The sequence below is a fragment of the Pirellulales bacterium genome, assembly GCA_019694435.1.
In the GTDB taxonomy this organism is placed as follows: domain Bacteria; phylum Planctomycetota; class Planctomycetia; order Pirellulales; family JAEUIK01; genus JAIBBZ01.
This window is the reverse complement of record JAIBBZ010000008.1, coordinates 151,997-164,585: the sequence shown is the minus strand read 5'-3', so window position 1 is coordinate 164,585 and position 12,589 is coordinate 151,997. Positions and strand designations below refer to the sequence as shown.

5 protein-coding genes and 1 tRNA gene are annotated in these 12,589 nt (G+C 63.7%); 1 reads left to right on the top strand and 5 read right to left on the bottom strand.

Going from position 1 to position 12,589, the window contains the following annotated elements; all coding sequences use genetic code 11:
* Positions 1 to 59: 59 nt before the first annotated feature.
* From K1X74_09150 to K1X74_09130, 5 genes are all read right to left on the bottom strand, one after another.
* The gene (locus K1X74_09150; protein MBX7166501.1) at positions 60 to 1,472 is read right to left on the bottom strand and encodes an AMP-binding protein; all 1,413 of its coding nucleotides are present in this window, start codon (positions 1,470 to 1,472) and stop codon (positions 60 to 62) included.
* 129 nt (positions 1,473 to 1,601) lie between these two features.
* Positions 1,602 to 7,268 carry a S8 family serine peptidase gene (locus tag K1X74_09145; GenBank protein MBX7166500.1) on the bottom strand — a complete coding sequence of 1,889 codons (5,667 nt, stop codon included), beginning with the start codon at positions 7,266 to 7,268 and terminating at the stop codon, positions 1,602 to 1,604.
* 368 nt (positions 7,269 to 7,636) lie between these two features.
* Entirely contained in the window at positions 7,637 to 8,449 is an 813-nt protein-coding gene (locus tag K1X74_09140) for a PEP-CTERM sorting domain-containing protein (GenBank protein ID MBX7166499.1), read from the bottom strand.
* A 146-nt stretch (positions 8,450 to 8,595) separates the two neighbouring features.
* Complete coding sequence (locus tag K1X74_09135) at positions 8,596 to 9,306, bottom strand: PEP-CTERM sorting domain-containing protein (protein ID MBX7166498.1); 711 nt, start codon at positions 9,304 to 9,306, stop codon at positions 8,596 to 8,598.
* 423 nt (positions 9,307 to 9,729) lie between these two features.
* Positions 9,730 to 9,802: transfer RNA gene (locus tag K1X74_09130), tRNA-Ala, on the bottom strand.
* A 432-nt stretch (positions 9,803 to 10,234) separates the two neighbouring features.
* Here K1X74_09130 and K1X74_09125 point away from each other — a divergent pair.
* A complete protein-coding gene (locus tag K1X74_09125) occupies positions 10,235 to 12,562 on the top strand; it encodes a KUP/HAK/KT family potassium transporter (GenBank protein MBX7166497.1) in 2,328 nt (775 codons plus the stop codon).
* The last annotated feature ends 27 nt before the right edge of the window (positions 12,563 to 12,589 follow it).

Here is a 12,589-nt window from a genome sequence, read left to right as displayed (position 1 = left end):
AGCCAGGTGGGCATGGGGTCAACCGGGCAGTATCGGTCATCGCTCAGAGCAGGTAGCCATCACAAGTTACGCGACGCGACCTCCGAGCGAAACTCCTCATGCTTCCCTCGCGGCGAGCGGGGGATCTCGTCGACATAGCGATAGCGAACTCGAAACGGGTAGCCCAACCCACGATGCAGGTAGCCGGTCAACGCCGCCTCTTCTTCGGGCGTGAGCTCGCGCAAGGATACGAGACGCAGCTCCAGTTCCTCCAAGCTGCATTGCGTGAGCTGATACTGGGCAATCGGCGGTAGCTCGACAAAGGCCTGGGCGATGTCGCGAACCTCGATCATGGGCCACCGCGTGCGCCCGTCGGGCAAGACGAGCATGTTGCGCTGGCGGCCGAGAATGCGCCGCAGCACCGGCAGGCCTCGCCCGCAGGGACACTCTTCGCCGACCTCGGCATAATCGCCGATGTCGTAGCGAACCAAGGGCATGGCGAAGTGATGCAGTCCTGTCACGACGACCCGGCCCACCTCACCCGGACCGCAGGGCCGGCCCGCATCGTCGAGCACCTCGAGCCACACGTTTTCTGCCTGCACGTGATAATGCTCATGCGCGGGGCATTGCAGGGCCAGGTACCCGAATTCCTCGGAGCTGTAGGCGTCGACCACCGGGACCTGCCAGACCTCTCGACAGGCTTCGCGAACTTCCGGCTCGAGCACTTCGCCGAAGGTGCGCACCTCGCGCAGCCGGGTGAGCCGAATGCCGCGCCGGCGGCAATAGCGCGCCAAAGCGAGCACCACGGTCGGATAGGTGAGCAGGTATTCGGGCTGCCGCTCGGCGAGCCACGCCGCCTGTTCGTCGGTGGTGCTCTTGATGTGCAGGACGTGCGCGGGCCCGGTGGCCACGAGCCCCTCGGTGGCCGCACCCCAGTTGTTGGTCGCCTGACCCCGCGGCGGCATCGTGGCCTCGGCGTCGGTAAAGCGAATCACGGCCAAGCTCGCGTTGAAATCGCGTCGATGCCATAGGTGATCGCGCAGCGTGAAGGCCCGCCAGAGCAGACCGTTCCACTGCGTCGCTTCGACGCGGACCGGCTCGCCCGTCGAACCGCCGGTGACCCGCACGGTCGTGCGGCCGTGGTCCGGCGGCACGCGCGAGCTTTTGAGCAGTTCGCCGGCAAGCTGCAACTGCCGGCGCTGGAGTACAGGCAAGCGCTCGAACGTCTCGGGCTCGGCCGCGGTGGCCGGGTCGATGCGCAGCTCGTCGAACCAGGCGTGATAGAACTCGACCGTTTCGTAGGCGTGCGCGAGCACCGCCTGGAGCTGACTGCGTTGTCGGCGGCGCAACTCGCCCGCCGGGCACCATTGCGATTGCTCCAACTGGAACAAGAGCGCCAAGGCCGCGCTGCCCGTCCCGGCCGGAAGCGCTGGCCAGACAATTCCCGTCCGGGCCGAGCGAATGTTCCAGGGCTCCGAATCGGGGTCTAGCATCGGCGATTCGTCGAATGAGCGCAGCCCCCTCGTGGGCCGCTTCGCTGCAACAGCATGACTTGCAGAATGGCATCCGGCCGCGCGACTGTCCACCGGTGGAAACCGAGGACTTCCTGACCCCGGTGAGGGTCAAGGCAGCAACGTGAGCGTTTCCCCCGATTGCTGATCGGTAATTACATCCTCGGCCAGGTTATAGAAGAACCAATCCGACAAGGTGCCGCCGGAAAGCGTGTCCGCCACGCTCGACGCGAGAACGGTCGTCCCGGCCAGCAGATAGGTCGTGCCGTTGAGCCGGCTTGGGCTTCCGGGGCCAAGCAGATTCGCGACCCTGGTGGCATAGGTGTGGCTCGATCCCCATTCGGCGAGAACCGCATCGACGGCCGCCTCGAGTTGTTCGACGGCAAAACCGAGTGAACCGGCGACGAGGATGTCGTCGTCGGCACCGCCGCTGACCGTGTCGCCGCCAGATTGCGAACTTGCTGCCGCGCCCGACACGAGCAGGTCCCGCCCGTCGCCACCGTCGGTCAGATCGCTGCCGACTCCACCGTCGAGGTAATCGTTTCCGGCGCCGCCGAATAAGGTGTCGTTCGAGCCTTCGGCGCCATCCCCGCCGACGATCCGGTCGTCGTTGGCGCCGCCGTCGACCCAGTCGTTGCCGCCTCCGGCGAAGATGCTGTCGTCGCCGTCCTGGCCATAGATGATATCATCGCCCCCCTCGGCACCGTCGGCGATGATCGTGTCGTGGCCTGCGCCGCCATCGAGTGTGTCATCGCCGGGCTTGCCGTCGGCAAATTCCGATCCATCTCCCCACAGGAAATCGTCGCCGGCACCGGCTTGCACAACGTCGTTGCCTTGTCCGCCCAGCAGCGAATCAGCTCCATCGCCGCCGGTCAGCGTGTCGTTCCCGGCGCCGGCGTCGGCCACGAAACGAATTGCCCCCAGAAGCGCGCCATCGACGCGATCATTGCCTTCGCCGGCAAACGCCAAAACACGGCCGGTCACGCCGGCAAAGTTCTGCAACAGGTTCGTGGCCTGCCCGCCGTACTTGGTCGTGGTCAGCTCCACCGAGCCGCCGCCGAGGTTGCGGAGGGCGATCTGGTCGGCGTTTGCGGTTCCACCCCAGGCGAGATTGGTCAGTCCGGGAGTCTGGTCGTCGGGCTGCAACTCGGCCGCGACGATCGTCATCGGCCAGACGACGACCGGCCCCGCCGCCCCGCGTACATCGGTCGCTTGCATGCGGACATTGAAGACTCCGGTCGCGGTGAAAGTGTGGTCGACCTGCAGACCAGGCGAGCCGGAAACGATTTCGTCGAACGAACCGTCGCCGTCCCAGTCGATTGCGATACTGAAGACGCCTGCATTGTCCGGGGCGTAAGTGTCGGATGCCGACAGCGAGAGCGTGCGCGGTTGATAGGGCACGCCCGTCGTGTGTCCGCTGACGGTCAGGTCGGGACCAGTATTGGCCACGAGCACATAGTCGCCGGCCGTACCCCCAATCGCCCGCACGCGAACCGTGTAGGTGCCCGCGACTGTTGCCGCGTAGGCCACCAGCGCGTTTTTCCCATCCGCGGCGGAATTGTCATCGCTCGCGACGAGCAGTCCACCGGGGGCATAGAGATCGATCGCCGGGTTCAGCAGGTTGCTGACTTGTCCCTCTTCGCCGCCGGGCGTGCTGGTGTTGATCGTCAACACGTCGCCGGCGGCCAAAGCGACGCTGTAATAGTCATCGCTGGCCGGGAGCGTTCGCTGCGCCGCGGTGGCATACGTCCGATAGATCGACTCTTTCGAGTCGCCCATGACGATGGCGAAGCTCGACTGCGACTTCTGGCCCGGCGCGAGACTTCCCAGGCGGAACGCGAGATTGATGTTCAAATCCTCGGCCAACCCGTTGGGGTCGACGGGCGAATCGAGCACGGCGAACGGGTCGGTGACGATCAACCCTTCGACCGAAGCCAGGGCCCGTGGGTCGAGCGAGCCCAGCGCGTAATGACCGTTGAACATCGTGCCGGCTGTTACCAGCCCCTGGCTTTGCTCGACGTCGTTCGAGGTGATCGCCACGCCGCCGGGGTCGGGGTCGTGATTCTCCAACAAGGCCAGCCCCGCCAGCGTGGCCCCGGTATTGTTGGTGATGGTGGTGGTGACGATCGCGTAGTTGTCTCCGTCTTGCCACGAGACGACCCGCTCGAAGGTGACCCCCGCCGTGATGGTTCCGGTCATTCGCAGCCCGTGCTGCGACCCGCTCGAAATGTCGTAGCGCGTCACGGCAAAATCGGTGCCCGCGACGCTGCCGCCATTGGTATAGAAGCCGCCGTTGTAAGCGACCGTGTAGGCCGCCAGGGCCTGGCCGAACTTGAGATACTCGACGCCGTTATGCCGGGCACCGACAGTCGGGCCCACCAGCGAACCGTCGGTCGCAAAGCCCAGCGACAGGTTGCTGCCCACGAGGTCGACGGCGCCCGGGACTGGTGAGCCAGGCGCGTTGCTGGGGACGGTTCCGTACCCGGTGGCCCCGATCGCGACGCCGGAGGGCCCCAAGGGCTGCGCGTTGGCCAGATCGTTGTGGGCCTCGACGTCGAAGGTGGCGTTGCGGGTCACGGTCAGCGCATAGTCGGCGGGCCTCGCGCCGGTCAGGCGGACGTAGTAAGTCCCCGCCGTAGCGACTGTGTAGGAATCGATGACCAGGTTGAGATTCTCGGACCACGCGCCGGTGGCCAACGTGGCATCGGCGGCCGAACGCAGCTCAAGGCTCAGGCCGCCGCCGGCGCCGCCGGTCGCGCCGATCGTCACGCGATCGCCCGCCGCCAGGTCGAGTCGATAGTAGTCGACCTCCGGCGGTGGCAACACGCCGACACCCAGCTTGATGCTCTTCCCCGTGCCGACGAAATCATTGGGTCCCGCGTCGTACGAAACGACGAGCCGGTTGGTGAACTGTCCCTGCTGAAAACCCTGGGCCTTGGTGCCTACGGTGGCGCTGGCTCCGCCGCTGCCGGTGTGGCTGCTGTCGAGGTCGAGATAGTTGATCTGAACCGTGTTGCCCGATTCGTTGAGCACGACCTGGAAGGTAATGGTGTCGGACGAGCTCGCGCCGACATATCGCACCTTGTTCCACTGGACGATCAATCGCTGGCTGCTGCCACTGCCGTCCAGCTTGTAGTAGACCTTCGACTGCGCGGTACCGCTGACGACCAGATTGTCCCACAGCGCGGCGATCGCCGCGTTCGTCGGCGTCTGCGTGAGATCGGAGTTGATGCCGCTGGTGTGCGGGGCGCCGAGATTCAGCAGCCCGTTGCTGCTGACGAACAACGGGCTCGAGACGGTCGGGTAGGTGACCCCATACAGGCTGAAATAGAAGCCGGGCAGTTGCGATGTCTGCAGGATGGCTACGGCATCGTCCTGATTGGTCAGCAGCGTAAGCTCGGTGCCCGTCGTGCTGATATCGTTGAACTCGTACGGCACGACGACGGCCTCGTAGCCGTAGCCATCGGGGCCGACACTCACGACGTCTTCGCCGATGCTGCCGGTGGCCGTAATCGTTTGGCCGCCTCCGGCGACGATGCCCAGCGACGGCGTAAGGTTCTCGGCCGTGGCGAGCGTGCCGTTGTCAGAACCGAAATACGATTCGGCCTCGAAGACGACATTCAGCGCGAGCGAAAGTTCATAATCGCCCTGGGTGCCCGCGACGCCTGCCACCGAGACGAGATACGCGCCTTGCTTGACGGGGTAGAAGCCGTTGGCCACGAGTGTCGCGCCGGCTGCCGACGCGGTCCCCGTCCATACCGCGGTCCCGTCGGGGTCGAGCACCGCGACGGTCGCCCGCAGTCCGGCAGACGCCGACAACACAAACGACAATCGCTGGCCGGGCAGCAAGTCGAGCGCGAACTTGTCCACATCGGTGGCCGACTGGATGATGCCGCTGTTGTACGACACCTGGTTGAGCCCGTTCAGGTGCCAGAATTTGGTGGGGGTCTGCGCCTCGACCTGCGCGGCGTCGAGCGTCCAGGTGGCCGTAAATGGCGCCAGCGGATTGCCGAAGCTGTCGGCCAGCGCGCCGGCGGCAAACGTCGCGGTGAGAGAGCCTTCTTCTTCGATCCCGGAAATCAGGTACAGCACCGAATCGGCGTCGAGCAGGTTGTAGCCGACGACCTGGCCGATGCTCACGTCGAGATCATCAAGGCCGACCGAGCCGACGGCGTAAGCCTCGTTAAGATCGATTTGAATGGCGGTCAGTGGCAGAGCGACCGTCGTGCCGGCGACGGGCGAAACGGCCGTCACCTGCATCGGCAGCACGTCGTAGCGGAACGATCCGCTGGCGGCCTCGATGAACTCGCCGCCGACGGATTGAATGGCCCCGGCCGCAATGCTCATGGTTTGCAGCCCCTGCGCCACTACGGGGCTGGACACGAACGTGAACGTCAACGTGTCGGCGTCGGTGAACTGCACGCCGCCGGCCGGCAGCCCGTTGACGAGCAGATCGCCCGCTTGAACGCTCGAGGCCAGGTACGGCTCGGAAAAGTCGATCACAAACGACGTGGGCGCGACCGGCGTCGAGCCATCGATGGGGGGCGACGTCGAGACGACATGAATCGTCCCCAGTTCGACAATCGCCTGACCCAGGGCGTGTACGTCGACGCGTGAGTAAGCCAGGCCGGTATTCGTGACGTTGTCGTCCTCGTCGTCGCCGTCGACGATCGACGTACCGGTATAGCGCACCAGGTCGCGAAACTCGCTAATCGTCAGGTGGCGCCCCAGTTCTTGCTGCGCCAATTCTTGGGCCAGCGCCACAACGCCGGCAACGTGCGGCGCGGCCTGGCTCGTGCCTGCATAGGTCACAATCGAACCGTTGGCTCCCGCACCCGTGATCGGGGCGCCCGGCGCGAACACGTCGGTCAATTGGCCGTCGCGTTGTGAAAAACTCGTGATGCGGTCGGCACCGGTTGTGAAATCGGTCGCGCCGCTCGACCACTGAAACGGGCCACCGACGTTCGAATCCCAAACTGCGCCGACCGCGAACGAATTGGGATCGGCAGCCGGATAGCCGACTCCCTGCGTGCCCGAGTAGTTGTAGTAGCTGTTGCCCGCTGCCGAGACGACCACGACGCCCTGGCCGGCCAGGGCCGCGAGTTCATCGCCGATGCCATAGTCCGAGGCCGCGACGCTGCGGTTGCTGCCGTCGGACAGCGACATGTTCACCGCGACGATGTTGTAGGCCGCGACATGCGAGACCACCCACTGCAATGCCGTTTCGACCGCCGCAAAGCTGCCGAAGCCGGCGTTGTCGAGCACCTTTAAGACGATCAGGTTGACGCCCGGCGCTACACCTCCGTAGGTCGTGTCTTGAGAGCCAATGATGCTGGCGACATTGCTGCCGTGGCCGTGACCGTCTTCGGCGTTGGCCGCACCGGTCGCGAAGTCCTGGTTGTAGACGATCCGATCCGCGACGCCGTTCGCGTTGGCGTCGGGACCGAAGAACGGGTGATTCAGGTCGATGCCCGTGTCGAGGACGACGACCGACAGCCCGCTGCCATCGATGCCCGCAAATTGCGGATCAAGCCGAAAACTGTCCAGATGAATCAGGGGACTCGATTGGGCCGTTTGGACGGCCAGGTCGTCGGCCTGCAACGCGGCCGGTGGAAAAGCGGCATGGGTCACCGCGGCCGAAGACGCGGTTGTCGTGAGCGTCGCCAGCCAATCGGCGCTCGTAGCTGGGCTGGCGCCGGACAGCAGCCGGCGGGCTTCGAGGTGCTCGGCCGCATAACGCACCGCTCGCCGGCCGATGAAAGACTCGCGCTGAGGCATCAAACGGGTCGCAACGAAAAAAGGGAAACTCTCAACGCCGCGTCAATCCGCATGGGAAGGAGGATCCCTCATGCGATCGGCGACGCGACCGGCGGACTCAACCGTGTACACGCGCGGGCAGACGAATCCGCCGCGTCTTACCCCTCCCCACGCTCAATCCCCGTCCTGAACGGCGTTGTTTCCCCACAACCCAATCGCTCGCGCAATACAGGCCCAATCCCCATCGAAAAGCCCGTATATTCTCGGCCGCGCAAAGATCAACGCCTTGCGTCCATCCGGCGCAAGGCGCTGATCTTTGCAATTCTGTTTCCCCCCTCAACCACCGACCGCAGCGACGTGCACTCGAACCGCAGTTCGGCTGCTCGCCATCAGCGGCGGACGGAACGTCGTTTGCGCACGGCGCCGGCGACCAGCATCGCCAGACCCATCCCACAGAGCGCGAAGCTCGACGGCTCAGGCACCGGAACGACCTCGAAGACCGAAGTGCCCGTCGCCAAATCGAGATTGGTCAGGGAGAACTGGATCTGCAACGAAATGCTCGTGTTGACTGCACCGGTAGCGATCGGACCGAAGCTTGCCGTCGTGCCGGCCGATTGCCCGGCCGAGGCCACGGTGAGCGTCGTGCCGGAAAGGAGTTGGCCAGCCGCCAGCAGGCCGCCGTCGATCGACGGGTTGTAGATCGCGCCACCGCCGGTCGACGTCAGTTGTGCAGCGCCCGAATTGAAAATGTCGCGGACTTGAATCGAGATCGACCCGCTGGAAATGCTCGGAGCAAACGAGGGAATTACGGGCTGCAGGAAGTTCAACGTGAAGATCTGCGTGCTGCCGGTGAAGTTCAGCACCGAGATGCCTCCCGTGACAAATGGATCGGCATCCGTCGTGGCATCATCCCAGGCTACGTCTATGCCAATCTTGCCGTCCGGATAGTAGCCATAGTTCGGGTCCTGGGGATCGGCGTCTCCCAGTTCGACAAAGGTCTCGCCGGCGGCGATGTTCCAGGTGCCGGGTTTGGTGCCGGGCGTCGCCACGATCGGCAACTGGATGTCGTTGCCGTCGACGTTGACCCAGAGTTCGGGCGAGATGGTGTCGGCAGTGGCCGGACCGACGCAGGCGATCAAGATGAGCAAACCAAGTCCTGCTACGCTAGCGCTCAACTTGCGCAGATGTTCCCCCATCAACATGAAAGCGTCTCCTGAAGCTCAATTCACTAGCGTTTCCTGATAGTTGATTCGATTCAGACCTGCCCAGGGTGCCGAGGCCATCCCCGAATCGCCTCTTACACCCCATTGCCCACTACAACCCAGTTCCCCCTACCAACGCTGCGGCGTCAACGACTCCTGCGCCGCCAACACGCGATCGCGAACATTCCTGCGACGAGCAATCCCCAACTGCTCGGCTCAGGCACAACCACATAAAAGTCGGAGTTGAACGAAGCCTGGGCCAACGAGCCCAACTCGAATTCCCAGACGATGGAGATGTCGTCGACCAGCGGACCTCCCGGGAAAGTCGGATTCGCCAACGGTCCGCCGAAATCGGCGTTGGCCGCGATGCTCGTCGTCGGCTGCAGGGCAAACGACTGAGGATCATCGAGTAACGTGGCGATCGTCACGCCGTCGATCTGCGCGGCATACAATGCACTGCCGGCAACGCTCTCGTAGGAGGTCCCAGCCGGACCGCTGGCCGTGTGTGCCGTGTCTCCGCGCGTGGCGGTCGAGGCGAAATTCGCGGCGTCGTTCAGGTTGAACGTCACCTTGTAGACATGTGACAAGCCGGTGATGTTGGTCAGCACGATCCCGCCGGTAACGCCGCGTGTGTCGCGATTGCCCGTGTTGGGCGACACGCCGCTGACCGCGGCCATGAGAACCTCGTTGCTGAAGAACCCCGGAAACATCTGGGATCCCAGCCCGTAGTACCCGCCACTGTTGGCGGTAAAGCCGATCCCGAAATAGTTCTCAGGATTCTGAAAGTCCTGAATCAGCGGGACCGCGATCGACTCGCTATGTGCACCGCCATCGACTTCGATGGTCACGGTGGCCATCGGCGTGGCGTGGGCAGGGGACAAAGCGACAAACCATACGCTTGCCGCTGCAAGAATTCCCAAGCAAGGCGTGCGGCGCAGAATTCCCCACCGGCCGCGAAGCCTTGCGGCAAACCGAATTCGCTTCTGCTTCACTGGCATGCTCCTCGACGAACTGCACCGCGGCCCCGAAAACCACGGCAACTGCCAACAAAGGCGCACACTGGCTGATTGCGCAAGAAACTTACCGATTCGACATCGCAGCGGTCAAGGATTTTCTATGGAAAAAATGGCATAACGTTTCCCATGCCCCTACGGGGGGGAGACGCTCTACGCCGACTGACTGTGTTGCTAATGCCCGGGTGTGTCACCTGCCAGAGTCGCATGCGTCGGGCCAAGCCAAGTCGAAGAGTGGACAAGAGAAGATAGAGGAGAAAGAAGAAATGGAGACGAAGGGGCTCGAACCCTCAACCTCAGGCTTGCAAAGCCCGCGCTCTCCCAATTGAGCTACGTCCCCGAAAACGCCGCGTAAGGGCAGGCGGTTCGGTCCCGCGCCTGTCGCGCGGTCGTACGGCCCAATCTGACGTAAATCAGCAACGGCCGTCAACGGGGCTGAGCGATCCGGTGGAGAAGCATGGGGCGACGCCACTTTCATCGATTACCAGCTCGCTACCCCGAGCACAAAACATACCCATATCTCTTTGACCTGATTCGGCTTAGGTGCCGAACGAATTCGCGCCCTATAATTCGAGAAGCCGCGGGGTGCCCGCAAGGAGCTGCCGCGATTTTGCACCCGGCCCTGCTCGATCGACACGCCAAACGGTAATCTAAATCTCTTGCTGCCTGATGGCAGCCGAAGGCCGAGTTGCAGGCATCTCCCCGAGAGGCCTTGCCTGCAGGGCTCACCCGCACGAGCCATATTTCGGCGCACCAAAGAAGGACCACTTCTGTGTCGATTGAAGGGGAACATCGTTCCCGTCCACTGGCGGCCGCAGCTTTCTTGCTCGTGGCCCTGCACGCAACAGGAGTCGTGTACGGCGACATTGGGACGTCGGTCCTTTACGCCGTCAACGAGATTTTCTTCGGACACGGTGGCGCCAAGCTCTATCGCGAGAACATCCTCGGCGCCATCAGCCTGGCCCTGTGGGCGTTGACGTTCGTCGTCACGATCAAATACGTCTGGTGTGTGCTGTATGCGGATCACCGTGGCGAAGGAGGGGTGTTCGCTCTGTTCGCCAAAGTGGCACTAGCAAAGAGCCAACTGCTTTCAACTCGCGCCTTGAGCATTTTGCTGCTGTTGGCGGCCGGGATGCTGTACGGCGACGGCATCATTACACCCGCGATCTCGGTGCTCGGTGCCGTCGAAGGATTAAAGGTCATCACGCCAGCGTACGAGGAGTACGTCGTCGTGTTTACGATCTTGATCCTGTTCGTGCTGTTCTCGCTGCAGCGGTTTGGTACGGCCAGCATCGGCTCGATCTTTGGCCCGACAATCGTGGTCTGGTTCACGGCCATCGGCATCCTCGGCGCCATGCACGCGCTCCGCGTGCCGGACGTGTTTTGGGCGCTCAATCCTTGGTATGCCGCCCGGTTTCTCTGGAGTAACGACGCGCACACGGTGCTGAGCGTGCTGGGCTCCGTCATCCTCGTGGTCACCGGTGGCGAGGCACTCTATGCCGACATGGGCCACTTCGGCCGCAGGCCTATTCAGTTCAGCTGGATGGTGCTGGCCTATCCCTGCCTGACGTTGAACTATCTGGGCCAGGGGGCCTACTTGCTGTCGGGCCAGGAGGTGATGAGCAACAACGTGTTCTTCTCGATGGTGCCGACGCCGGCGCTGCTCCCGATGGTCGTCCTGGCGACGGCCGCCGCAGTGATTGCCAGCCAGGCGCTGATCAGCGGCGCCTTTTCCCTGACCGCACAAGCCACGGCGCTGGGGCTGCTGCCGCGTTTCCGTACGACCCACACGTCATCGAGTCACGAAGGCCAAATCTATTTGCCGGCCGTCAACACCGCCTTGTTGATCGGCTGCCTGGTCTTGGTCATCTTCTTCCAGTCGAGTACCAACCTGGCGGCTGCGTACGGCATGGCCGTGGCAGGCGTCATGCTTGTCACCTCGCTATCGATGTTCCACATCGCACTGGTCGAGTGGCAATGGAAGTCTTGGAAGGTCCTGGCGACGTTCGGCACGTTCGCCGCGATCGATTTCGCGTTTCTCACCGCGAACTCGCTCAAATTCACTCACGGCGGGTATATCCCGATCCTGATCGGCCTGGTGCTGTTCGCGCTGATGGCCATCTGGCGACGAGGCCGTCAGGAACTGGCCTTGGCCTATCGCGAATTCACGACCAAGGACATCGGCTGGCTTGTCGCCCGCAAGGCCAAGGCCGGAGAGGCCGAGCACTTGCACGACAGCGGGCTCGTGGCCGAGGCGCAGGCGCTGCACGGCGAGCGCATCCTGCGGATCCTGCCGCGCGGCAGCGTGTTCCTGTCGAGCCGCCCGATCGATTCGGTCGACGATACGCTGCCGGCGCCGATCCGCGCGTTCTTGAAGCGCTACGGAGCGATCGCCGACGAGGTCGTGATCTTTCACGTCCGCCAGGTTTCAGGCGTCCCGACGATTCCCCGTTCGCAGCGGTATGAAGTCTTCGACTTCGGTGAAAGCATCGTTTCGGTGATCGCCAGTTACGGCTTCCGCGACGAGATCAGCATCGATCACGACATCCGCGAACTGCAGCGCCAGGACAAGCTGCTGCGCACGGACCGTCTGTGGACCGTCGAGGTCGGCCAGGAAGAAATCCTGATCGACTCCGGATACTCCGACCTCCAGCGCTTCTGGCACAATTTCGTGTTCCGCGGCGTCATGAAGCTGTTCATCCGCACGCTCGGCTTGATCGGCGTGCAGGGCATCGCCCGGTATGTGCACATCCCGGCGCTCCGCGGCATGCCCTTTTGGCGGCGGCTGCGTTATGCGGTGTTTCGCGGCCTGGTGCGCCGCGCCGTGCCCGTGCATCAGTACTTCGGCGTGGCCCGCGAAGTAAACATCTCGACCATCTTGATTCCGATCGTGGTCGCCAGCGACGGCGTCAAGATCTATATGCCGGACCTCGAAACGCCGCAGCGCGACGAGAGCCTGCTGCATCCGTTTGCCGACACGCGCGCCCAGGCTTCCCAAGAGACCGCCGAAGACGCAAACGGCAACGGCTCGTCGCATCATCACGCCAATGGAACCGTAACCGCGCAGGGCAGCGACGCCCCCCACCAGCAAAACGATTAGTTTGGATGCGGTTCATAGCGGATCCGG

Bases quoted from the DNA above. Each gene is read 5' to 3' on its own strand.
- K1X74_09140 (MBX7166499.1), bottom strand. From the start codon at position 8,449: ATGTTGATGGGGGAACATCTGCGCAAGTTGAGCGCTAGCGTAGCAGGA.
- K1X74_09135 (MBX7166498.1), bottom strand. From the start codon at position 9,306: ATGGCCACCGTGACCATCGAAGTCGATGGCGGTGCACATAGCGAGTCG.
- K1X74_09145 (MBX7166500.1), bottom strand. From the start codon at position 7,268: ATGCCTCAGCGCGAGTCTTTCATCGGCCGGCGAGCGGTGCGTTATGCG.
- K1X74_09150 (MBX7166501.1), bottom strand. From the start codon at position 1,472: ATGCTAGACCCCGATTCGGAGCCCTGGAACATTCGCTCGGCCCGGACG.